The organism is Pisciglobus halotolerans, assembly GCF_900113675.1.
Taxonomy (GTDB): Bacteria; Bacillota; Bacilli; order Lactobacillales; family Carnobacteriaceae; genus Pisciglobus; species Pisciglobus halotolerans.
This window is the reverse complement of record NZ_FOQE01000003.1, coordinates 43,746-68,470: the sequence shown is the minus strand read 5'-3', so window position 1 is coordinate 68,470 and position 24,725 is coordinate 43,746. Positions and strand designations below refer to the sequence as shown.

Below are 24,725 nucleotides of genomic sequence, written 5' to 3'. Positions count from 1 at the left end.
ATTTCGATTAGTTCTACGAAGCAAAACCTTTGTAATGATTGGTTTAAAGAAAGGAATTCAACTATGAAAAATTATTTTCCAAAAAAATTTTGGTGGGGAGCTTCTTCCTCTGCCTTTCAAATAGAAGGTGCTTGGGATGAAGACGGAAAAGGAATGACTGTCGCCGATTACAATTCCTTCCAAAAATCAGAGACACAAGCAGACACAAAAGTAGCAAGTGACTTTTATCATCGTTATAAAGAGGATATCTCATTGATGAAAGAGTTAGGAATGAAGACCTATCGTTTTTCTATTTCCTGGGCAAGAATTATTCCAGACGGGGATGGTGAAGTAAACGAAAAAGGAGTTGAATTTTACAATAAAGTAATCGATTTATTACTTGAAAAAGGAATCATTCCATTTGTTACGCTATATCATTTTGATTTACCCTTTTCATTAGCTGAAAAATACAATGGCTAGGAAGATAGAAGATGCGTTTATGCTTTTGAACGATTTGCAAGGATTTGTTACAAAGCATTCGGAGATAGAGTTAAACATTGGCAAGTAAATAATGAACAAAACTTGATGGTCCGTGTGAACGAACGAATGAATATGTACGATGTTCCAGCTGAAGATGCTGAAAGAGTACGTGCACAAATGGATTACCACATGTTCGTTGCTCATGCATTGGCAACAACTGCTTGTCACGAACTTGTTGAAGGCGGAAAAGTTGGTCCAGCTGTCTCTTCGACTATGACGTACCCTGCTTCCAATAAACCAATAGATATTTGGGCAGCAAAAATGAATGATAACTTTAAAACAAATTATGCATTAGACATGTATTATTATGGTGATTATCCTGGATATTACAAAGAATATCTAGAAAAAGCTGGAATTAGCCCTATAAGACATCCAGAAGATGAAGAAATTTTAAAAAGTGCAAAACCAGATTTGATTGCGGTCAATTACTATCGGACATTGGTCGCGAGCTACCTACCAGAAACCGAAGAATACCCTTTTGGCACGAAAGTAAATGAAATAGACTACGACCTATATGGATACTTTAAAATTGAAAAAAATCCTCATTTACAAGCAAGTGAATACGGTGCTCAAATTGATCCAATGGGACTTCGCTTAGTATTGAACGAATATTATAATCGCTATAGGCTTCCTCTCATCATTACGGAAAATGGCTTAGGGACGCCTGATACACTTACTGAATACGGAAAAATCCATGATGATTATCGTATTGACTATATTAAAGCACATATTGCTGCATGCAACGATGCAATTGCAGATGGCGTAGAGTTATTTGGCTATTGTCCTTGGGCAGTGATTGACATTTTAAGCTCTCACCAAGGGTTCAAAAAACGGTACGGATTTGTTTATATAAACAGAGAAGATCACGATTTGAAAGATTTAGCAAGAATCAAAAAAGATAGTTTTTACTTCTATCAAAAAATAATTAAAGACAATGGCTTATCAGATTAACGTAGAGAAATCAAAATAACGCGAAAGAAATCAAGTTTTACGCCATTTTTATTTCTCTTTTCCTTAAATGGTTTGCTTAACAAATAGATGAACTCTCACGACAATAAGTTAACATGCAAAAATTAATAGTTGTATATTGGGAGTTGAATAAGAGAGAGTGAGTTTATGGATTTTGAAAAAATTGCTCAAAACATTATTGAGAATGTTGGTGGAAGGTCAAATATAAGTAATGTTACACATTGTATGACTCGTTTGAGGTTTGTTCTAGAAGACGATACATTAGCCAATGAAGATGAACTTAGAGCAATTGAAACAGTCATTTCTACAGTAAATAAAGCTGGACAATATCAAGTTGTTATCGGAAATAAAGTTGAAAAAGTATACAATGAAGTTATGAAGCAATTAGATGCTGAAGTTGAAGAAAAAAATTTTACTGAAAAAGATAGTAACGAAACATTTTGGAATAAAATTTTAAGAATTCTTTCTGAAATTTTTACGCCTATTGTACCGGTTATTGCGGCAGCTGGATTAATAAAAGGTTTATTAACAGCTGCTAACCTGTTGTTAGGAAATTATTATGGTTTAGATATTACAAACTCTGATACATACGTGCTCTTATTTGCTGTCAGTCAAGTAGTATTTTATTTTATGCCTATATTCTTAGCCTATACAACCTCTCGAGCATTAAAAACAAATCCATTCATAGGCATGACGTTAGGAGCCTTCTTAGTTTATCCACAAGTTGAAAGCATCATGATGGATTATACGACAGATACGACGATTTTCGGATTACCAGTTATCAAAGGAGCATGGGGTTCTGGAGAGACCTTGCGTGTGTTTAGTTACGTGGAATCTGTTATCCCTATTGTTATTTCTATTATTGTATTAGCTGTTTTAGAAAGAGCACTTAAGAAAGTTGTTCCAGAAGTCGTACAAATTATTCTAGTACCAGGAATTTCCCTTATCGTTATGGTACCCATTATGCTCGTTATTACTGGTCCGATTGGAATTTATGCTGGTAACTTCATCCAAGTTTCCTATAACAGTGTTATTTCGTTCAATGCAACACTTGGAGGAGCACTTATAGGTGGTCTATGGGGTGTACTAGTTGTTCTGGGAGCACATAGAGCCCTGTTACCTGTCGGATTAAATGATGTTGCAATAATGGGTAGGCAAAACCTATTAGCCTTTGCAGGAGCTGCAAACTTTGCACAAGGTGGAGCGGTTTTGGCTGTTATGTTAAAAACAAAAAATGCTGCCTTAAAGAGTGTTGCTCTATCTGCGTTTATTTCTGCAGTTTTAGTTGGGATAACAGAACCCGCCATCTATGGTGCAAACTTAAGACTTAAAAGGCCTATGATAGCTGCCGTTATTAGTGGTGCCATCGGTGGAGCGGTTATGGGATTTGGTGGAGTTTATGGGGATGCATTTGCAAATAATGGAATTTTAACGATATTTACTTATGCTGCATTTGGAACAAAAATATTTATTTATTATATCATTGGTTGTTTAGCGGCTTTCATTGGAGGAGTTGCATTGACCTATATTTTAGGATTTGAAGATTTGCCAGCTACTAAAGAGAGACAAGAAGATAGCTAATGAATAAGAAAAAAACAAAAGTATACCCCAATATAAGAAACTTAAAAAAACGCCTATTCCACTAACCGGAATAACAACATTCGCAATAGGATTAAAAATTTTATCAAGTGCAATAAAATTTAGTATGGTTTGAATCAAAAGTTTTACAGACATTTATTAGCCTCCAATTAATCGAATAAAGCAAGTTTTGGTGAGTTATTACACTATTCATGATGTACATGAAAAAACTATTCCTACAATTAGCATCTTAAAAATAATAAAACAAAAGCAACTGCTTTCATTGCCTCTTACTCGTTAAGACTCACATTGTTATTCAAAAAAAGATGAAAATACTTGAACAAAAAATACCGGCTTCTTTTGAAGAGAAATCGGTATTTTTTGATTGATGATAAGTTTATCGAGACGCTTTTGGTGGTTGGCAAACGTCACATTTGCGTTGGTGATTATTTTTAAATTTCTTAAATGTTTTTTCAAAATTATTGCCGCATGCACATTTAAAGAGTAATTTTTGAGAGAAACCATGATATTCAGTCGTTAATAATGTGCTATCAGAATTTTTCTCTACATAGTTTCTAATGTCATCAATCGTCCATCGTTTATTCATTTTCTTACACCTCACAATTTATCAATAGGCGGAGGCTTTTCTTGGCGTCCGTTCTGATTGAACTTCTTAATACTTTTAAGCTCCTCATTATAACACGGACTGCCCTATTCTAAAACAAAAGGTTTAATGCCCTATCGAAAACGACCTTGATCACGCTGATAGGTTCTAGCAGAATCTCTTATTTAACAGCAAATGTATTCAGTTTTGCGTGGTTTCTTCTTGACGATGATTTGACCTTGATCTGTTCTTCAACTATGCAAGGATCTTTTATTTCTGCAAACTAAAAAGGATCCTATTATATAAATCTTTTATATCTGAAAAAGTATTTTCTAAAATACCAGTTTGGAGCACACTGATCAAAATGACCATCGTTAAAGGACCTAATAATGCGCCCCAGAGACCAGAAATCTCAATACCGACATAAATCCCGATCAAAGCTAAAAGTGGATGAAGTCCTGTTTGTGTGCCCATGATTTTTGGTTCGATCACACGCCTAAAAAGAAAGAAGGCAATTCCGAGAATGAGTAAAAAGAGGCCTTTGTTTGGATCTCCAACGAACCACTCTAACATTCCCCATGGCAATAGCATCGCAATGGTCCCTATAAGCGGAATCAAGTCGATCAAAGCAAGAATGAGGGCAAGAATCAAGGCGTACTCTTGTCCATAAATCGTAAACGCAATGAGCATGAACATGAAGGCAATAAAAGCAAGAATGAGCTGCGTTTTGATATAACCACCTACACCCGATACCGTTGAAGATTTTAATAATCTTACGGTATTTAGTGTGCGCTGATTCATACGCTTTTTGATCAACTGCTTTATTGGTTGATAATCAGAAATCATAAAATAGAGGGCTAAAAAGAACGTCAATAGGTTCAAGAACAATGTGCCGGTGACAGAAATAAATAGGCTCGTCGTCACGACCGTTACATTCAATAGATTTCCGCTAAGGTTCTGGATAAATGCAAGAATGCTTTCGGTAAAATGGTTTAATAGTTCGACTGTCTGATTCGGTAAGACGCCGATTTGAACGGCGATCCAATCTTGCATCTCTTCAAATGCTCGGACAATGGAGGGCCAATTTACTTGGATATTGGTGGCTAGCCCTATGATTTCGCGAATAAGAATAGCAAAAACAATATAGGTAAATAAAGAAATAAAAGCGAGCAATAAGACGAAGATGACAAATGCCAAAAAAGTACTTGAGGACTTAGAATTGATTTTTAACTTACTCGTCTTATCATTTATGTTGCGCACTAATGGATTGACGATCACAGCTACAATAAATACAAAAATAAACGGATAGAATAAGCGAATCAATGTCGGTAATCCATAGAACACAAAAATGATCAATAAAACAAACAGCATGAATCGAATGGCTAATCTTCTAAACAACGCTTTGCTCGTTCTATCTAATTCCACAACCTCTCCTCTTTTCCAACTATATTTTCAAAAAAATGATACTGCAGAAAACTTTCTTTAACATTTTACTACTGATGCCTAGTCGACAGGTGCAGTGAGGATACTCATCAAGATGTTTGCTTTCATTGCTTTAACCATATCAGATTGGCATTCTTTTTGTACACTTAAACGACGCGAAAGATAAGGATAGAGACAAAATCGATTATTTGCTTCCTAGATTCGTTCTTTATTGGTAATCATAAACACTATTGTATTTTGTTAAAGACAGAAAAACTCATTCTCGATTGCCAATAAGCAATGAAAATGAGTTTTTTTATAGCATACATGATTGGAAAAAGCGTTGTGTTACTTTCTTTTATTCACGATATTCGGCACCGCATCAAAATAAAATCGACTTTTACCCTTTCTGAAAAGAATAAAGAGCGCATGTAAAACTAAAATGCCCCACATGATAAAGTTGAAAGTAATCAGCCCAACAGTAAACCAGACTTGATAAGGATATAGAGGTGAATCCATATTTAACTCAACTTTTGACCAAGCTTGTACGATGGTTGAAAGGAATATAGGCGCCCCTAATAAAAGCGTTCTTTTTAATAGTGCTGGCCATCTCGGCTGTTCCTCATTTGGCTGTGCCAACTGAAATCGAAGTGCATTTGTCCCAATCGTCTTTCCACTCCAGAAGATCGGCACGAAAAAGAAAAAGATCAAGAAACCAATCAACGGATAGAGAAAATCTGTAAATGGATTATTTCCTAAGAGATACCGTACAAAAGACCAGCTGAAACTAAAAACGACATAATCGACGACGATGGCTAATAGCTGCTGAGTTGGAGAAGCAAATGTATTTCTTTGAATTTCTCTCCCCTTCTCGATAATGTTCTTTTGAGATGGGAATAGAGCTAGAAAGATGGGTGCGACCAAAAAGCCCAACAACGTTCCTGTACTATTAAGAATCAGGTCATCTACGTCAAAAATACGGTAAGGCGCATTATAAATGCCGTAGATACCGGTTATTTGTGTCACTTCATAAAATAATGAAAGTGCAAACCCTAAGCCAAATGCCTTCTTCCAGTAGCGTTTGTCTTGAAAAAAGTACCTGAGATAAACACCAAAAGGAAATAACAACAAAAAGTTAAAGACGGCTTGTATAAAGGCACTTTCTTTAAATATTTGTAGATAAGTCCTTGGCTGTGTAAGAACGACTGAGCTGCTGTCCAGTACGTCCCAAATAAAATAGAAAGGGATCAGCGAATAATGTTTCGTTCCTGGTGCTTGCAATGAACGAACATCACGCGTAGCTGGAAGCGGCAGCAACACTAAAAATAGCGCTGTGATCATGTAAAAAATAAAAGAATACACTACTATTGAAGCCCAAAAGCTCAAATAGCCATATTTCCGATAACTATAAATAAGCCACGGAATAAAAATAAAGAAACTCAAAATAAAGAAGATAATGACTGCTGTTTTTATCGTAAACAAATACGTATCCACTGTCGATGCTCGCTTCTCATAAAATAATGAACAAAATGTTTAATACAGCTATTATTTTAATTTATTACCCTTTCTTTTTCAATTCTTAAATTGCCCAAGTGCTCATTTATATAGCAAACAGAATTTGCATGTCTACTCATGGACTAAAATCCAGTTGAGTGGGAAACATACGAGCTTTGCGTTCCTACTCAAGGTTCAAAGTCCAGTTGAGTGGGAAACATACTGGCTTTGCGTTCCTACTTAACGATTAAAATTCAGTTGAGTGGGAAACATACGAGCTTTGCGTTCCTACTCAAGATCCAAAATTCATTTGAGTAGGAAACGAATCGATTGTCTCTATAGCCACTGCTTATTTATTTTGATATAAATATCTTTGACGATTTGCGTCAGGACAACGTAAGCCAAAATAATGAAGAAGGCCCATTTCCAGTAGGCAGATGGCAGTGCGACTAGGTCAATGTATGTGCCAAATTTGCTTCCTGGAATCGCGATTGCTGCTAGAACGACAATAATGGTCGATAAAGTTACCCCGATACTGGCATTGCTTTGTATAAACGGAATCTTCTTTGTACGAATGACATGAACGACGACGGTCTGCGTGATCAAACCAATGACAAACCAACCTGTGTGGAACAGTGCCGCATCTTGGGTGGTATTGGCATGGAAGACAAACCACAGCACGATAAAAGTCAGAATATCAAAGATCGAGCTGATTGGTCCAATGCTGAGCGTAAATTTCATTAAATCTGAAGTTCCCCATTTCGTTGGTTTCATCAAATCTTCTTCATCCATGCGGTCCCAAGGAATGGTCAGCTGTGCAATGTCATAAATCAAGTTTTGAACAAGGATTTGGATCGAAAGCATCGGCAAGAATGGTAAGAAGGCACTTGCGACCAAAATGCTAAAAACATTTCCAAAGTTGGAACTGATGGTCATTTTAATATACTTCATCATGTTACCGTAAACATTGCGCCCTTCTAGAACCCCATCTTCCAATACGGTCAAACTTTTTTCTAATAAGATGATCGAGCTTGCTTCTTTTGTGATATCAGCTGCGTTATCCACAGAAATTCCCACATCCGCTGTTCGAAGAGCAGGCGCATCATTGATTCCATCACCCATAAATCCAACTGTTTGGCCTTTTTCTTGCAGCCTATCAATGATTCTTGATTTTTGGGCTGGGTTCAGCTTGGCAAATAGGTTTACTTCTAAAACGACTTTCGCTAGTTCTTCATCGCTTAAGCTATCTAATTCAGTTCCTAAAATAATCCGTTCTACTTCGATTCCCACGTCTTTACAAATTTTTTGTGCAACGATCTCATTGTCTCCCGTCAGCACTTTCACATTCACACCATGTTCATGCAAAGATTTTATTGCGGTAATAGAAGATTGTTTTGGCGGGTCTAAAAAGCCCATAAAGCCAGCGATCACCATCTCTTTTTCATCTTTCACTGAATAGATCGCCGAGTCGTGGACATCTTTTTTATAAGCAACGGTCAAAACGCGCATCCCTTGCTTGTTCATTTTTTTACTGATGTTTTCCATCTTTTGCCGCAATTCTTCAGTCAAAGCAAGCACTTCTCCATTGATCTCCACATAGCTGCAAATGTCCAACATCTCTTCTGCTGCACCTTTTGTCACCATTAGTTGATGACCATTACTTTTTACAGCAACCGTCAAACGTCTCCGCGTAAAATCGAAGGGGATCTCATCGATTTTCTCTACCTTTTCAAAATGTTCTTCTTCATGGTTGTCTTGCACATATTCGATCACAGCATGATCCATCACGTTCTTCCAACCGGTTTGGTAATTGGAATTCATGAAAGCCATCTCTAAAACCCGTTTGCTTTCATTTCCTAATGGATCTAAGTGCTGGACTAAAACGACTTTATCTTCGGTGATCGTTCCTGTTTTGTCGGTACACAGCACATCCATTGCGCCCAAATTTTGGATCGCATTCAGTTCTTTGACGATCACTTTTCTTTTCGACATCGTAATCGCACCTTTTGCCAAGTTGCTCGTTACGATCATTGGCAGCATTTCAGGCGTCAACCCTACTGCAATGGCAATCGAGAAGAAAAAAGCTTCTGCCCATTCCCCTTTCGAAAAGCCATTGATGAGGAAAACGATCGGCACCATCACAGCCATAAATTGAAGCAAGAGCTTACTGATGTTTTTTACACCGCGGTCAAAGATTGTTTCGCCTCTTGATTTAGCAGACTGAGTTGCAATATCGCCAAAGAAAGTTTCTTCCCCTGTTTTCAAAACCAGCACTTTTCCTTGCCCACTCAAAACATCCGTCCCCATAAAGGTTAAGTTCTCAAGATCTAAGGCTGTTACATCCGTCGTTTGGTCTGGCTGTGTGTTCTCTGAAGCCACTTTTTCAATCGGAAGAGATTCCCCTGTTAACGAAGATTGATTGACAAATAAGTCCTTTGCCCAGATCAAACGCGCATCTGCAGGAATCATATCCCCAGTTGACAGGTCAACGATATCTCCTGGAACGATTTCATCGATCGGAATTTCTTTCGTTACCCCGTCTCTCGTTACTGCACTGGTGGTTTCGATCAGTTCTTTTAAAGCAAGGCTGGCTTGTTGGGAACGATACTCTTGAACGAAATGCAAGCCTGCACTAAATAAAATCATCACACCCATAATGATACTGGCATCATAATCTTTTGTAACGGCTGAAACGATCATTAAAAGGGCTAATACATATATAAAGGGATCGTTAAAGCCTTGCAATAATAATGTGTACCAAGGAGTTGGTTTTTGTGCCGCCACTTTATTTGGTCCATATTCTTCCAATCTGTCTGCTGCTTCTTTTTTTGACAAGCCTGTTTCACTGGTTTTCAGCTTTTGTAACACTTCTTCTTTAGTCAAATGCCCTAGTTTTACTAATTCACTGTTCTTTGACTTTTTTTCTACATAGATATGTTTTTTCTTGTTTGCCATTCTCTACCTCTCCTTTGTTGAGCAGCAAGTTGAGCTCCTGCTCTTCGTTATCTATTATTTTTGTGTCCCTCTGATTGGTATCCATCCTGACCACCCCCAGAAATAACCTTGTATGGCAAAACTAAGCCATCTTTTTAAGGAAAAAGATATGAATGATGAAACCTATTTTTTCTAATGGCACAGTTAAAAACATTTGAAAAAGATTGTTTTCTTTATTGAGAACATAGAAAAAGCCCTACTCAAAGAAGCAGGGCTTTTCCATAAAACAATAATGGTTTATTTGTTCATCATGACCTCTTCATCGAGTTTTAGCACTGTACAGCATAGGGAACAACCCCAGCTGCATTAAGAATTCCCTTAATTCGAAAATTCCTGGTAACCCATTGGCGTCTTTCGACATTTCTGGGCAGCAGCGTATCTCTTGTACAGAAGCCTCACCTAACAAGGTTATTCAATTTTTCATTCTTATCCAGTATATCGGTTATTTCTTGCAATAGCAAACCTTCTGTATTTAACAATCGTGTCAATGAATGGAAATAATCGCATGGTAGCTGATCCTGTAGGCGAGTTGCAACGCAACAGAGACCAACTTGTTCACAGGAGCTTGCTCTGTGAACGAGTTGAAGATCCTACACGCTGAACTTGTTCATAGAAGCCTTGCCTGTGAACGAGTTGACGGTTTTATGTTCTGAACTTGTTCATAGAAGCCTGGTCTGTAAACGAGTTGACGGTTTTACGTTCTGAACTTGATCATAGAAGCCTTGTCTGTGAACGAGTTGAGGGTTTTACACGCTGAAGTAGTGTTATTTTAGAACAGAATAAAAATAATGCACATCTATCCATGAAAATTTGTCCTAACTGCAAAAAAGAGGATAGCTTAGTCGCTATCCTCTTTCGGTGCTGTTTATTTTCGTCTTTCTTTTCGAACTATTGTGTTCTTTTAATGACTTACTTTAGGTTTCGTTGCTTCAACGTTGATCTTAAAATCAATCTTTTTTGATTTTCAAGGTCATAGCGTTAAGGGCAACGATCACTGTACTCAACGACATAAGGATAGCGCCGACAGCTGGGTCTAAAATGATTCCCCAATGTGCTAGGACACCTGCCGCTAAAGGAATAGCTACAATATTATAACCAGCACCCCACCATAAGTTTTGGATCATTTTTTTCCGTGTTTGCTTTGCAAGGTCAATAAAGTGAAGGATATCTTGCGGATTACTATTGGTCAATACAACATCCGCCGAGTCAATGGCGACATCTGTTCCGGCACCGATCGCGATACCAATCGTTGCACGAGCCAAACTTGGTGCATCATTGATTCCATCTCCGACCATAGCCACACGACGACCTTCGTTTACCAGTTTAGAAATGATTTCTTCTTTTCCATCTGGCAGCAACGCAGCATGGTATTGATTGATGCCCAAATATTTCGCAACGCTGGCAGCAGCTTCTTCATTATCCCCTGTCAGCATTACGGGTTCAATGCCGCGTTCGTTCAAGGCAGCGATAAACGCTTTTGCTTCTGGTTTAATTTTATCGCCTAAAGCAATCATGCCGATCAGTTTGTTCTCGATCAATAGATAACTGATAGTGTTTCCTTGGTTTTGGTAATCCTTGATTGCTTCTTCATCCACTGTTAAATTGAATTTTTTCAAAGCTTTGGCGTTTACGATTTTGACTTCTTTGCCGTCCACTTTACCTTCTAAACCGACACCAGAAATGTTTTCCACATCTGTAGCCTTTTTAGGTGTAATGGAACGTTCTTTCAAATATTTCATGATTCCGTCTGCAATTGGATGGTTCGCACTCGCTTCTAATGCACCGATATAGCCTAAAAGTTCTTCTTCATTAACGTTAGAATCAAAAGCTTCAACACCTGTCACTGAGAAGGTTCCTTGTGTCAAAGTACCTGTTTTGTCTAACAAAATCATATCTAAATCATGAGCATTTTCTAGTGCATTACGGTTTTTCAACAATAAGCCGTTCTTTGCTGCAATAGACGTAGAACGTGCTACTACTAAAGGAATCGCTAAACCTAAAGCGTGAGGACATGCGATGATGAACACGGTCACCATGCGTTCGAGCGCATCTGGCAAATCGGATAGAAATAGCCATACGATAAACGCTGCTATACCAGAGATAAGAGCAATATAGAACAACCATTTTGCAACCTTATCGGACAAAGCTTCTAGTTTAGACTTTTCAGCTTGAGCCCGGCGAACCATGTCCATCACTTTGGCTAAATAACCACTTTCGCCTGTACCTGTAACCACAATTTCAATGGTCCCATTACCGTTTACGGAACCTCCGATCACACGGTCGCCAACTTTTTTCATGACGCCGCGAGATTCACCTGTAACGGCAGACTCGTCAACTGTTGAACTTCCTTTTTCAATTTGTCCATCAGTCGGCATCTTATCTCCTGCTCGAACGACAAGATGGTCTCCTTCATGAACATCTTGTAAGGAAACTTTTTCTTCACTGCCATCAGATCTTTTGCGTGTTACTTCATCTGGCAATAGTTCCGCTAATTTTTGAAGCGCATCGCTGGCATTCATCACTGCATTCATTTCGATCCAATGCCCCAGCAGCATAATCACGATCAAGGTCGCTAATTCCCAGAAGAAGTTCATGACATGGTCTCCTAGGAAAGTGTTCGCAATAAAGGAGTATAGACTATAGACATAAGCAACAGAAATCCCCATTGCGATCAACGTCATCATAGCTGGATTCTTTGCTTTTAATTCCATTTTAGCTCCGCTTAAAAACGGTTCCCCGCCATAGAAAAACAGGAAAGTTGCCAAAATCAAAACGAGCCAATCTGAACCAGGGAAAGTGAATTGGAAAGGCAGCTCGATCCCCATCATTGGTGACATTAAAATGATGGGAATAGCTACGATCAATGATAGCCAAAATTTTTGTTTAAAGTTTCCCATGTGCATCGAATGGTCCATTCCACCCATGTCATGTCTCTCATGACCTGAATGATCCATCCCGCTCATGTCGTGAACTGCATGCATCGAGTGATCCATGCCACTCATATTATGATGTTGATGCGTGGAGTGGTCCATGTTGCTCATGTCATGATGTTGATGAGCTGAATGATCCTTGCCATGACTATCGTGATGCTGGTGCATATCATGTTCATTTGCTGATGAATGTTGTTTGCTCTTACTCATTGTTTGTCCTCTCTTTCTTTTATTTTGAAAAAGTTATTGGTGAAGTAAAGGCGATGAACAGACGCTTGTTCAACACCTTACTTTCACCTTAGCACAAGTTTGGTTGTTACGAAAACAAAAGGCAGCTACTTAACAGCATAAGGTGTTTCTTGCAATGAATCAGCTAATGCTTTCTCGTCATAATTTCCAGTAACGATTGCTGTTTTTGTCGCTAAATCTACGTCAACATTTTCTACTCCTGCAACATGGCTGAATTGTTCTTTCACCGTATTAGCACAACCTGCACATTTTAATCCTTCAATTTCATATTGTTTACTCATCCTGATCTCCTCTTTCCTTATATTAATAATGAATTAAATAGTTTACGCTTGTAAACATCTTTTACACTTCTTACTATATCTCTAATGTTTACAAATGTCAACGACAAAGTTTCATTTTTTTATTAACTTTGACACATTTAAATAAATGAGCAGTTTTTGGTTGACCAGTATTCCTTTTTTTAAATTATCTTCTTTAAATACTCCTTAGTGAACGAATGCTTTTACAAATTTAGATGATGATATTTGTTCGCTTTGTAAAATCTGAGTTCATTTTGCCAACTTGACTGGCGATGCTCAATTGATAGGATATGATCTGAGGTTATTTTGCACATGCGGAAGTAAAATATAGTTGACCTGGTTCTGAATCAGAATAAATGCATTGAACATGCATTTTTGACACCGCTGCATTTGATTTAAGCGATACTTTTTCAACTTTCTCTTTAGATCAGCTCTTCTATTTCCACTTGAAATCCTTTAACATATAAAGAAGGTGAACGTATTCTTTCTAAGCACAAGGATGCTCAGATAGAATACTTATTTCAACGTCGTAGAGAAAGTAGGGATTTGTGTGGATATTCAACATTATCAAGAATTTATCAGTGCGTTTTACAAAAAGAGAAACTGGTATCAATACAACTCTTTCATCCATCCCATTTTTTTCTCTGAAGAAGTTGGCGAAGTCTGCCGCGCAATAAGGTCTATCGAGATAGGAAGAGATCGTCCCGATGAAGCGACGCCAGATCAGGCAGAACAACTCGAAAACCTTACAGAAGAATTAGGCGATGTGTTAGACAATTTGTTTATCATTGCCGACAAATATGACATCTCTCTAGAAACGATCATGATCAAACACCAAGAAAAACTATTTTCTAGATACAAAGATGCATAAGATTACATACAAAAACCCACTTCTATGATTTGCAGAAGCGGGTTTTTGATTTGTGCAATGTTTGCAGGGCATTGAACCTCAGAAAGGCTAGCCTTATTATCTCTCTACGATTTTTTTAAACGCTTCGATCGTACATCCTAAAGTAACGGTATCACGATGCAACTCTAAAAGCGGCGTCTCTTTTATATTCTTACCAGGACGAGTAGTAAAAGCATACAGCATGCCACTTTCTGCTAACCGCTTCACATCATTAGAATCGTAAATACCAAAAGGATAGGCAAATACATCTGGAACATCTACATATTCACCGCATTCAGCCAAATCTTCTTTCAACTCTTGAAGTAAAGCAGCTTGCATTTCTGTTGTTCCATCTTGATGCCGCATGTGTAACGCACTCGTATGGTTAGCAAATTCAAAAACGTCTCGCATCGATTCAAGTTCTGATTTGCTCATAACTGTTGATTGATTTGGAACGAAAGGTTGTGCTTCTTGCGACAACCACCCTCGTACAACAAAGCAAACGGCATGAAATTGATGTTCTTTTAAAATCGGATAAGCATATTGATAAACCGATTGAAACGCATCATCAAATGTTAACAGCACTGATTTTTCAGGCAGCTCAATTCCTTTTTCATAAAAATCTTTTACTTTTTGAAGCGTTAAGGTGTGATATCCTCCCGCCTTCAAAACAGCCATTTGCGTCTTAAAATCTTCTAGATAACTAAAAAGCACTGTCGGTAAAGCATCTTGATACTGTTGAGCGACAGAAATTGGCGAAGCTTCTGCCCCATTCCATTCTGCTGACTTGCGTATTTCATGATACATTAAAACATTGAAACCCATCATCCTACCTCTTTCCCTTTGTCCTTCATCTAAATCTTCTTATTTCTTAACCTCACTTGATTATACATCCGATGAATGATTGAGTACAAAGAATAGTCGATTAAAAAATTTTTCGAGTACAAAAAAGAGAACTGTATATAAACAATTCTCTTTTGATGATATATATATTTAATAGATTTAATGCTTCGAAAACTGGCTAGCTTTATGAGCTTCTTCCAACTTGTTTGTTTATCTTACATTCTGTATTTCGACGCCTTTTTCTGAACCGACGATCACGGTGTTGACGCAATCTAGGAAGAGACCATGTTCAACCACGCCTGTTTGATGATCAAGCCAATCTGCTAATGTGTGCGGGTCGGCTATTTTTTTCATTTGCAGGTCGATGATATAGTGACCAGCATCTGTTAGATAGCGTTCGCCGTCTTCCGTTTGGCGAAAGGCTGGACGGTAGCCTCTTTCTTTGAACAGTTTCAACAGTTGTTGACTGCCGTATGGGATCACTTCTACTGGTAAAGGAAAATCCCCTATTTCTTTCACCAATTTGCTGTCATCAACGATCCAAATGACGGTGTCTGAATAACGAGCAACGATTTTTTCAAATAATAGTGCTCCGCCGCCGCCTTTGATGCCTTGATACGTGCTGGATATTTCATCTGCACCGTCGATCGTGATGTCGATTTGATCCACTTCATCCACGCTTTTCAATGGGATCCCTAAAGCTTCTGCTTGTATTTTTGTTTGAGCGGAGGTTGTTACGCCAGTGATATGTAATCCCTTTTTAACTCTTCTTCCAAGCGCTTCCACCATATAGTAAGCTGTTGAGCCGGTTCCAAGACCAACTACCATACCTTCTTCTATAAATTCTGCTGCTTTTTCTCCTACCAATTTTTTCAGGTTCATTCTAATCCCCCTTCCTTTTAGCTTCATTATCTCATTTTCCAAATTAAAAAACTAATCTTTTTTAGCTTTCATAATTGAAAAAGCAACTGATGATCAAGCTGCAAAAACCAGTTCAAATGTTTCGCAGACAACGGCCATTTTTGTGCTGAAGGGTTCGCTGATTTGTTCGCATTCCCTTTTGAAGAAAACTTTATGGGCTTCTGTCCAGTAGGCTACTGATCGATCTCCTTCTCCTTCTCCTGCCGCAACCTCTTCCGTTACTTCATCAAAAGGAAAAACTTTGACCTCTAAGGTTTGAATAATGCCTACTGCTTGGCCTTCTCCATCCAAAATGACCGAATAAGCCTTTTCTTTTGGCAACGGTTCGTTATTGACTTCATACAGCCGTTTCAAACTGCAGGTCATTGTTTTTAATCCTTCCAGCACGAGAGCGGCCAATTCATCTGCCATCTCTTTTGTATCTCCGAACGCCCATACATCATAGCTGTCCGGCAAATGGGGATTTTGTATTTGAAAACTTTCCCATAGTTGCTGTGCTGATTCATTTTCCATTTCTTTTACACCCTTATTCTTTTTATTTATCGCTATACTTTCTACTTTATTTACTTCTAAAAATTGATAACAGTGGATCCATGCATTTTCTGATGGCGAACGCTTAACTGAACTTCAGGCAGCAAGTTGCTGTATTTATGCCTTTTTTGTGAACAAAAGTTATTCTACCATAAAAAAAATTAAATGCTATTAATATGAATTTTGTGTTAAGTCTTGCTTAAAATAAAGACTGGTTTCTTTCAAACACGCAGATAAAACCCTTTTCGGCATAGAAAGCCTAGTTCTACAATATTTAACGTTGGTCTGTAAAATATCATTTTTTTTAATGCTAAACTCGTTAGAATCCTATTTCTAGAAATTTCAGGAGGCGCATAGGGCTACTGATAGCCATGAAAAAAGATGCAATGTGAATCACTTAGTGTTAGGCTTTAGCCGTTACACTAAGTTTGAAGCTTGCAAACATTGTGACGCGTTTTTCGGCTCAATGTGTTCTCATGGCTTTCCATCAGTAGCCCATCGACCGGAGGAAATTTCTTTACCAACGTTAAAAGAAGAAGAACCGAAAGTCTTCACTTTTCCGTAAGAAGCTGTATGACGTTCATGTATATCCTTTTTCAGCAAAAAAATGCCTTAAAAGTTCATGTTCGATGAGCTTTTAAGGCAGCAACTATTTCATTTAGGCTTTAGGTTTGAATCCTTTCAATCGTAAAGCATTCAATAACACAGATACAGAACTCAAGCTCATTGCAGCGCCGGCAAACATTGGGTTCAATAATGGTCCGCCAAATAAATGTAAGACACCCATAGCAACTGGAATTCCGACCGTATTATAAGCAAATGCCCAGAATAAGTTTTGCTTGATATTCTTGATCGTTGCACGACTTAATTCAATGGCTGTCGGTACATCCATCAAGTCACTGCGCATCAATACAATGTCGGCTGATTCAATGGCAACGTCTGTACCAGAACCAATCGCGATCCCAACATTAGACTGAGCCAAGGCAGGAGCATCATTGATTCCATCGCCGACCATTGCCACGTGCAAGCCTTCGTTTTGCAATTTCTTCACTTCGTTGGCTTTATCTTCTGGCAATACTTCGCTAAAGACGCGATCAATGCCTACTTGTTTGGCAATAGCTTCTGCCGTACGCTTGTTATCACCTGTAATCATCGCCACTTCGATTCCCATGCGATGTAATTTATCAATGGCTGCGATACTGTTTTCTTTAATCGTATCCGCTACAGCCACGATCCCGATCAATTGATTGTCTGCTGCGATAAACATTGGAGTTTTTCCTTCAGAGGCTAAACGATCTGATACTTCTTGTGCATCCATCATATCAATGTTATTTTCTACCATTAACTTTCTATTTCCTAATAAAACTGTTTGGTCATCAACCTCAACTTGGATACCATGTCCAGGAATGGCGTTAAATGCTTTGACCTCTTTGAAGGTAAGTTGACGTTCTTTTGCGCCTTCAACAATCGCTTCACCAAGAGGATGCTCTGAACTGACTTCCGCTGAAGCCGCAATTAAAAGAACCTCTTCTTCATCATATCCATTATAGTTGACAATATCTGTCACGACCGGTTTTCCTTCTGTGATCGTACCTGTTTTATCAAATACGATGGTATGAATTTTTTGTGCTTCTTCTAACGCGTCACCGCTCTTGATCAGGACGCCGTTTTCTGCACCTTTACCAGTACCGACCATAATGGCTGTTGGTGTTGCCAAGCCTAGGGCACAAGGACAAGCAATGACTAATACAGAAATCGTGATCGTTAATGCAAATACCCATGACTCTTGGCCTAAGAAGAACCAAGCTAAACCAGACAAAGCTGCTAACCCTATAACGATAGGAACAAAAATTCCCGAAACTTTATCCGCTAATTTTGCAATCGGTGCTTTTGAACCTTGTGCGTCTTCCACTAATTTAATGATTTGTGATAAGGTTGTATCTTTACCAACTTTTGTCGCTTTGAAACGGAAAGAACCGTTTTTATTGATACTTGCGCCAACGACATTATCGCCGGCTTTCTTTTCGATCGGAATACTTTCTCCCGTGATCATCGATTCATCTACAGCAGAGCTGCCTTCGACAATAACACCGTCAACAGGGATTTTATCTCCAGGACGTACCACTAAAATGTCTCCTGTAACAACAGCATCAATTGAAATTTCAACTTCTTCTCCATTACGGACAACGCGTGCAGTTTTTGGCGCTAAGCCCATTAGCTTTTTGATTGCTTCTGACGTTTTTCCTTTTGAAACAGCTTCTAGATATTTACCTAAAGTGATCAAAGCCAAAATAACAGCTGCCGATTCAAAGTATAAATCCGGATGACCATGCTGAACTTCAACCCGGCCTATTGCCAACAACACTGTCATGACGATTCCTTGCAAAAGCGCTGCTGATGTTCCAATGGCAATCAAAGAATCCATATTAGGGTGGCCTTTAAATAAAGCTTTATACCCTACTGTATAGAACGAACGGCCTAAATAAATTACTGGCAGCGTTAGAATAAGCTGTGTAATGGCATAGGTTACTGTGTGCTGTACAGGATCAAGAAAACCTGGTATTGGTAATCCGCCAAAAGGCAACATAGGACCCATGGCAACATATAACAAAGGAATCGTAAAAATTGCTGACCAAATGAAACGCGTCCATAATTCTTTAATGTGAGCTTGACGTTTGTCAGCTCCGTCATCGCCTGCATGTGAGGCTGTTTCTGGAATGGCTTGATAGCCGGCATCTTCTACAGCTTTTAAAATATCTCCTGTAGAAACAGCACCTTCATCATAGCTCACCGTCATTTTTTCTGTTGCCAAATTGACAGAGACAGTATCTACACCTGCTACTTTTGCAACACTTTTTTCAATCGTTTGCGCACATGATGCACAAGTCATTCCTTCAATTTCAAAACTTTGCGTCGCTGTATTTTTTAACGCTTTATACCCAGCATCTTCCACTGCTTGTTCGATATCATTTCCACTTAACGCAGCACCATCATAAGAAACGCTCATTTTTTCTGTTGCTAAGTTGACAGAAACATCTTGAATACCTTTTAACTTATTTACACTTTTTTCAACGGTTTGCGCACATGACGCGCAAGTCATTCCTTCAATTGCATACGTATCTTTTATCAATTTCTTCATCCCCTTTGAAGTATGCGAGAAAGAAAAGGTTTCCTATCTCGTATAAAATATTTTCTTATCTTTTTTCAGCGGTATATCCTGCTTCAGAAACTGCGGCGATCACTGCTTCATTTGTTACTTTTTCATCAGTAGTTACGGTTAATATTTTTGTATCAACCGCTGCATTTGCTGATTCGATCCCGGCTACGTTGTTGACTGCTTTTTTCGATTTTTGCTTTGCAATGTCCGCATGACATATCAGGCACGACATAAGTGGTTGTAGTCATTATTTAATTCCTCCATTTTTAAACACAATGACACATTACCTTTTCTACGGCAAAGGGTCTTTTATCTTGTATCACTTTGTTCTAAGCGGTCTAAATCTTGATGTGTGAACTCATTGCTCATGATTAATTCACTGACAATATTTTTTATATTCATCAAACAAGACATTTCCGTTACTTCTTTTGTAAGCTGATGAATACTATCTTCTTCTGGGATTAAAGGGAAGTAGTAAAACTTATTTCCTTCTTTCTTCGTATCTAAACGCTTTTTACTCACTAGCCGTTTCAATAAAGTTTTAACTGTAGATATTATCCTGTCGAACTTTTCATTAATCAATTGATACGTCTCTTTACTTGTGATATTTTCTTGCATCCAAACAATTTTCATAACTTGCCATTCAGCGTCAGAAATCTGCATGGTCTATTCCTCCCACAAAGCAACTTCACTCTTGTGCCCATGGGTATGCTTGAGTTAACCTTTTTATTCCTTTGGTAAATAATCACTTTCATCATGTGTATCGTATGATGACGGTGATCCATCTAATTTATTTCTTAGTAACGTTTACGTTCGTAATCATCTCTACATATTCTATAGTACACTCCACGTTTACATTTGTCAACGGAGATTATTTTGTTTTCTTAAAGCGATTCACCCATCGATTTCCAGAAGCTTTTTGATTGTCTCTTTATTTTGTTCAAAACCGGTGAGTATCTCTGTTTTCTTTTTGAATAACCGAGAAGAAGTAAATACTAAAGTCGGTACAATGCGATTTCCAGTGAGAGCTTTCATCTCCTCTTCTTTTTCAGAATCATGGTCCAATTCAAATTGTTGAAAAGAGACTTGATGGTCCTTTAAAAACTGCTTCAGACTTTGACAGTCCCCACAAAATGACCGCGTATAAATTTTCAAAGTTGGTTGTTTCATAAATAACCGTCCTTTTGTTTACATTTGTAATCTACGCTTATACTATACCATGATTACTGATATGTGCAAATAAAAGATTCGGCTTTTGTTGTCAAAAAATATCCATACAAAAAAAGCGACTGAATCAGTCGCTTTTTTGTTAAAAATCAGAAAACACTTGAGTCTTCTCTCTTTTGATTATTTTTCCGCTATTTCCGATGCATTTTAAATTCAAGGAAGTAATCATTATAGATGCCAATATATTCTTGGCCGAGATTTTCGTAAACTTCCATGTGTTTCATCGTTTCATCGGAAGGATAGAATTGTTCGTCTTCTGTGATTTCTTCAGGCATCAACTTGACGGCTTCTTCATTTGGAGTGGAATAACCGATATACTCAGCATTTTGTGCAGCATTTTCGGGTTCCAGCATAAAGTTGATAAAGGCATAAGCAGCTTCTTTGTTTTTAGCGGTATTTGGAATCACAATATTATCAAACCACAAGTTGGTTCCTTCATTCGGAATGACATAGTGTAAATGCTCATTTTCATACAGCATTTCGGCAGCTTCGCCTGAAAACGTAACTGCAACCGAGCTTTCTTCCTGGATCATATACATTTTGATTTCATCCGCTACAATGGCTTTAACATTCGGCGTCAAGTGATCCAGTTTCTCAGCTGCGGCAGCCAATTCAGCATCATTCTTTGAATTCAGCGAATGCCCCATACTGTTCAAAGAAAGCCCCATAATTTCTCGTGCTCCATCGATCAGCATCACACTGTCTGCGAAAGCTGGCTTCCAAAGGTCTTCCCAATGTTGGATCTCGCCTTCTTTGACAAATTTGTCATTATAAATGATCCCGAGGGTGCCCCAAAAATAAGGAATAGAATATTGATTGTCAGGATCAAAAGGCAGATCTAAAAATTGCTGGTCAATATTATCGAGACCTTTGATCTGAGTGTGATCCAGTTCTTCAAGCATGTTTTCATCGATCATCCGCTCGATCATGTATTCACTCGGGACTGCCATGTCATAGTTGGTCCCACCTTGTTTGATTTTCGTATACATGGCTTCATTAGAGTCAAACGTTTCATAGGAGACAACATATCCTGTTTCCTCTTCAAATTTAGTGATCAATTCCGGATCAATGTAATCTCCCCAGTTGTACAAACTAAACGTATTGCCTGAAGTGATCCCTTGTGCTCGGTTTAATTGGTGATTAGCAAAAATCAGTACTCCGCACACAGCGGCAATCAGTCCGCCTAGTAAGGCTAATCGTTTCATAACAGGTCCACCACCTTAGCACGTTCTCTTTCACGAGACTTTTGTTTTTTGGTCATATTGTATTGCTGGATAAAGTAGTAACCCACAACCAATATCAGCGCAAATAAGAACATAATCGCGCTCAGCGCATTGATTTCTAAGCTGACACCTTGTCTGGCTCTTGAATAGATCTCAACAGAAAGAGTGCTGAAGCCGTTCCCTGTCACAAAGAAGGTCACAGCAAAATCATCTAGCGAATACGTGAATGCCATAAAGTAACCAGCCAAGATCCCCGGAGTGATCGAAGGCAAAATAATCTTGCTTAACACTTGCAAATTGTTGGCACCCAGGTCTCTTGCAGCTGTGATCATCGAAGGGTTCATTTCTTGCAACTTTGGCAATACCATCAAGACAACGATGGGAATGCTGAAGGCAATATGCGACAGCAAAACAGATGCAAAGCCCAATTTGAACCCGACAAAGGTAAACATGATCAGGAAGCTGGCACCAATAATGACATCGGGCGAAACCATCAATACATTGTTAAAACTCATCAAGGTATTCCGTGTTTGTCGTTTCTTAACGTAATGGATCCCAATAGCACCTAGCGTCCCAATGATCGTCGCAAGCAACGAAGAAAGGAGCGCGACCAGCAGCGTATTCAATACGATACTGATCAAACGTTTATCCGCAAAAACAGCTTGATAATATTCCCAAGTAAAGCCGGTAAAGCTATTCATCGTTCCGCCTTCATTAAAGGAATAAAAAATCAAGTAAAGGATCGGCAAGTACAAGACAATAAACACAAAAATCAGATAAAGATTCGACCATTTAAACTTTTTTTGTCCCATTTAGCGGATCGCTCCTTTCTTTTTCTTTTCTCCCGTCAACAGCATGGTCAAGACCATCGCAATGATCAAGAAAACACCGATCGTTGAACCCATTCCCCAGTTTTCAGTCACTAAGAAGTGTTGTTCGATGGCAGTCCCTAAAGTGATCACACGATTTCCGCCGATCAAACGTGTTAGCATAAACAATGAAAGCGAAGGGATAAAGACGGCTTGCACACCACTTTTGACACCTGTTAAAGAAAGTGGGAAGACGACGCGTCGAAACGTTTGCCAACTATTTGCTCCCAAATCATAACTGGCGCTGATCAATGAAGGGTTGAGTTCTTCTAGTGCATTGTAGATCGGCAAAATCATAAAAGGAATTTCAATATAAGTCGCTACAAATAAGAAACTAGCATCTGTAAATAAAATTTGCTGTGGAGCAATGCCCATAAAGGATAAAAATTGATTAGCTGTTCCGTTCATACTAAAGATCCCGATAAAGGCATATGCTTTTAACAATAGGTTGATCCATGTCGGCAAAATGATCAACAGCAACCATAATTGTTTATGTTTTGTTTTGGTCAATAGATAGGCTGTTGGGTAGCTGATCAATAATGTAAACAGTGTGATCAAAAATGCATACCAAAAAGAATTGAGCGTCATCTTTAAATAAGTGCCGGATTGAAAATACGTTTGATAATTTTCGAGTGTAAAGTCATCATGAATATTAAAAAAAGATTGATAAATGATCAATAAAATCGGCGCAATGACAAAAAGAATGAGCCAAAAGGTATACGGCACGAAATAAAGAGCTTTATTTTGCTTCATGTCCAAATCTCCTCCTACTCTTCTTCATAACTTTCCAGACGAGCATCGAATTCTTGTTCACTTTCGCCAAAACGCATGACGTGGATATCTTCCGGTTCAAAGTAAAGGCCAACTTCTGAACCTACTTTTGCTTTCTTTGTTGAATGCACCATCCACTCATTGCCGTCTCGGTCATAGCCGATGATCTCGTAATGAACGCCCCGAAATAATTGCGTATCGACTTGAACGGTCAATTTTCCTTTTTCTACAGATGTCAATACTAGGTCTTCTGGACGCAACACTACTTCTACTTTTTCATTCGGCCGCATACCAGCATCTACACATTCAAATGTATGTCCTACAAAGGAAACTTCATAGTCTTGGATCATCGTTCCTTTGACAATATTGCTTTCACCAATGAAATCCGCCACATAACGGTTGATCGGCTCGTCATAAATGTCGACAGGTGTACCGCTTTGAACGATTTCGCCTTCTTTCATGACAAAAATAATATCACTCATCGCCAAGGCTTCTTCTTGATCATGCGTGACAAAAATAAATGTGATGCCTAAACGTTGCTGCAGCTCGCGCAACTCATATTGCATGTCCGTTCTTAGTTTCAGATCCAAAGCAGACAACGGTTCATCCAGCAGCAAGACATCCGGCTCATTGACTAATGCACGGGCGATCGCAACCCGTTGCCGCTGACCGCCTGACATTTCGCTGATGCCTCGTTCTTCATAGCCTGATAGCTGCACCATTTTTAAAACTTCGGCAACTTTTTCTTTGATTACATTTTTATTCATTTTTTTGATTCTTAAGCCAAAAGCCACATTTTCAAAAACATTCATATGCGGGAATAAAGCATAATCTTGAAAAACAGTATTAACCGTCCGCTGGTTTGGTGGGATATCGTTGACCTTTTTCCCATTTAATGTGATGGTGCCTTCTGTCGCTTCCGTAAAGCCCGCTACTAAATTCAAGATCGTCGTTTTTCCGCAGCCAGAAGGTCCCAGCAAAGTATAAAATTTTCCACGTTCGATCTCTAAGTCAATATCTTTTAAAATAACATTGTCATCGTACTGCTTTTTTACATGATTGAATTCAATAATGGCATTTCCCGTCATTTGCTCTACCCCTTTTTCGCTTGGTTTCTTTACCTTTAACTGAAGTAACTTCCTCATTTTACTGTTTCTTGTTTTTTTATGTTCAACTCAACTGCTTTCCGACTTCTAAGCTGGTCATTAACGCTACTTATTGACCAACTCAAACTTA

General features: G+C 38.6%; 19 protein-coding genes, 1 pseudogene and 1 riboswitch. Of the genes and pseudogenes, 3 read left to right on the top strand and 17 right to left on the bottom strand.

Annotated features, from left to right (window positions below):
- Window positions 1–63 precede the first annotated feature (63 nt).
- Window positions 64–1,470, top strand: a pseudogene (locus BM057_RS01845) (glycoside hydrolase family 1 protein).
- A 165-nt stretch (window positions 1,471–1,635) separates the two neighbouring features.
- Window positions 1,636–3,069 (top strand): PTS transporter subunit EIIC, encoded by a 1,434-nt coding sequence (locus tag BM057_RS01840; RefSeq protein ID WP_092091088.1) that lies wholly within the window; start codon window positions 1,636–1,638, stop codon window positions 3,067–3,069.
- A 394-nt stretch (window positions 3,070–3,463) separates the two neighbouring features.
- Here the strand turns inward: BM057_RS01840 and BM057_RS01835 are convergent, their stop codons facing one another.
- From BM057_RS01835 to BM057_RS01810, 6 genes are all read right to left on the bottom strand, one after another.
- Window positions 3,464–3,673, bottom strand: coding sequence for a hypothetical protein (locus BM057_RS01835; RefSeq protein ID WP_047390490.1), 210 nt, complete (start codon window positions 3,671–3,673; stop codon window positions 3,464–3,466).
- 267 nt (window positions 3,674–3,940) lie between these two features.
- On the bottom strand, window positions 3,941–5,095 hold the full coding sequence (locus BM057_RS01830) for an AI-2E family transporter (RefSeq protein ID WP_092091086.1): 1,155 nt from the start codon (window positions 5,093–5,095) through the stop codon (window positions 3,941–3,943).
- Window positions 5,096–5,440: 345 nt separating this feature from the next.
- Window positions 5,441–6,586, bottom strand: coding sequence for a VanZ family protein (locus BM057_RS01825; protein WP_092091084.1), 1,146 nt, complete (start codon window positions 6,584–6,586; stop codon window positions 5,441–5,443).
- 336 nt (window positions 6,587–6,922) lie between these two features.
- Window positions 6,923–9,541 carry a magnesium-translocating P-type ATPase gene (gene mgtA, locus BM057_RS01820; protein WP_092091082.1) on the bottom strand — a complete coding sequence of 873 codons (2,619 nt, stop codon included), beginning with the start codon at window positions 9,539–9,541 and terminating at the stop codon, window positions 6,923–6,925.
- A gap of 287 nt (window positions 9,542–9,828) precedes the next feature.
- Window positions 9,829–9,994, bottom strand: a riboswitch (M-box (ykoK) riboswitch).
- A 533-nt stretch (window positions 9,995–10,527) separates the two neighbouring features.
- The gene (locus tag BM057_RS01815) at window positions 10,528–12,720 is read right to left on the bottom strand and encodes a heavy metal translocating P-type ATPase (RefSeq protein ID WP_092091079.1); all 2,193 of its coding nucleotides are present in this window, start codon (window positions 12,718–12,720) and stop codon (window positions 10,528–10,530) included.
- Window positions 12,721–12,845: 125 nt separating this feature from the next.
- Window positions 12,846–13,040, bottom strand: a complete 195-nt coding sequence (locus tag BM057_RS01810; RefSeq protein ID WP_047392543.1) for a heavy-metal-associated domain-containing protein — start codon at window positions 13,038–13,040, stop codon at window positions 12,846–12,848.
- Window positions 13,041–13,608: 568 nt separating this feature from the next.
- On the opposite strand from BM057_RS01810, the gene BM057_RS01805 reads away from it, so the two are divergent.
- Window positions 13,609–13,929, top strand: a complete 321-nt coding sequence (locus BM057_RS01805) for a MazG nucleotide pyrophosphohydrolase domain-containing protein (protein WP_092091077.1) — start codon at window positions 13,609–13,611, stop codon at window positions 13,927–13,929.
- Between the two features lie 96 nt (window positions 13,930–14,025).
- On the opposite strand, the gene BM057_RS01800 is transcribed toward BM057_RS01805, so the two are convergent.
- The 11 genes from BM057_RS01800 to BM057_RS01750 all read right to left on the bottom strand — a co-directional run bounded on the left by BM057_RS01800 (window position 14,026) and on the right by BM057_RS01750 (window position 24,577).
- The gene (locus tag BM057_RS01800; protein ID WP_092091075.1) at window positions 14,026–14,772 is read right to left on the bottom strand and encodes a polysaccharide deacetylase family protein; all 747 of its coding nucleotides are present in this window, start codon (window positions 14,770–14,772) and stop codon (window positions 14,026–14,028) included.
- 228 nt (window positions 14,773–15,000) lie between these two features.
- Window positions 15,001–15,672, bottom strand: coding sequence for a ribose-5-phosphate isomerase RpiA (rpiA, locus tag BM057_RS01795; RefSeq protein WP_047392550.1), 672 nt, complete (start codon window positions 15,670–15,672; stop codon window positions 15,001–15,003).
- 93 nt (window positions 15,673–15,765) lie between these two features.
- Complete coding sequence (locus tag BM057_RS01790; RefSeq protein WP_092091073.1) at window positions 15,766–16,224, bottom strand: ASCH domain-containing protein; 459 nt, start codon at window positions 16,222–16,224, stop codon at window positions 15,766–15,768.
- Window positions 16,225–16,900: 676 nt separating this feature from the next.
- Window positions 16,901–19,372: a heavy metal translocating P-type ATPase gene (locus BM057_RS01785; protein WP_177186148.1), complete on the bottom strand. Its 2,472-nt coding sequence runs from the start codon at window positions 19,370–19,372 to the stop codon at window positions 16,901–16,903.
- 64 nt (window positions 19,373–19,436) lie between these two features.
- The gene (locus BM057_RS01780) at window positions 19,437–19,631 is read right to left on the bottom strand and encodes a heavy-metal-associated domain-containing protein (protein WP_245741769.1); all 195 of its coding nucleotides are present in this window, start codon (window positions 19,629–19,631) and stop codon (window positions 19,437–19,439) included.
- A 77-nt stretch (window positions 19,632–19,708) separates the two neighbouring features.
- A complete protein-coding gene (locus BM057_RS01775) occupies window positions 19,709–20,062 on the bottom strand; it encodes a BlaI/MecI/CopY family transcriptional regulator (RefSeq protein ID WP_092091071.1) in 354 nt (117 codons plus the stop codon).
- 231 nt (window positions 20,063–20,293) lie between these two features.
- Window positions 20,294–20,569 carry a glutaredoxin family protein gene (locus BM057_RS01770; RefSeq protein ID WP_047390248.1) on the bottom strand — a complete coding sequence of 92 codons (276 nt, stop codon included), beginning with the start codon at window positions 20,567–20,569 and terminating at the stop codon, window positions 20,294–20,296.
- A gap of 188 nt (window positions 20,570–20,757) precedes the next feature.
- Window positions 20,758–21,831 (bottom strand): ABC transporter substrate-binding protein, encoded by a 1,074-nt coding sequence (locus tag BM057_RS01765; RefSeq protein WP_092091069.1) that lies wholly within the window; start codon window positions 21,829–21,831, stop codon window positions 20,758–20,760.
- A complete protein-coding gene (locus BM057_RS01760; RefSeq protein ID WP_092091067.1) occupies window positions 21,828–22,661 on the bottom strand; it encodes an ABC transporter permease in 834 nt (277 codons plus the stop codon). The genes BM057_RS01765 and BM057_RS01760 overlap by 4 nt, the downstream gene beginning before the upstream one ends.
- A complete protein-coding gene (locus tag BM057_RS01755; RefSeq protein ID WP_092091066.1) occupies window positions 22,662–23,471 on the bottom strand; it encodes an ABC transporter permease in 810 nt (269 codons plus the stop codon).
- A gap of 14 nt (window positions 23,472–23,485) precedes the next feature.
- On the bottom strand, window positions 23,486–24,577 hold the full coding sequence (locus BM057_RS01750) for an ABC transporter ATP-binding protein (protein WP_047390252.1): 1,092 nt from the start codon (window positions 24,575–24,577) through the stop codon (window positions 23,486–23,488).
- Window positions 24,578–24,725 lie beyond the last annotated feature (148 nt).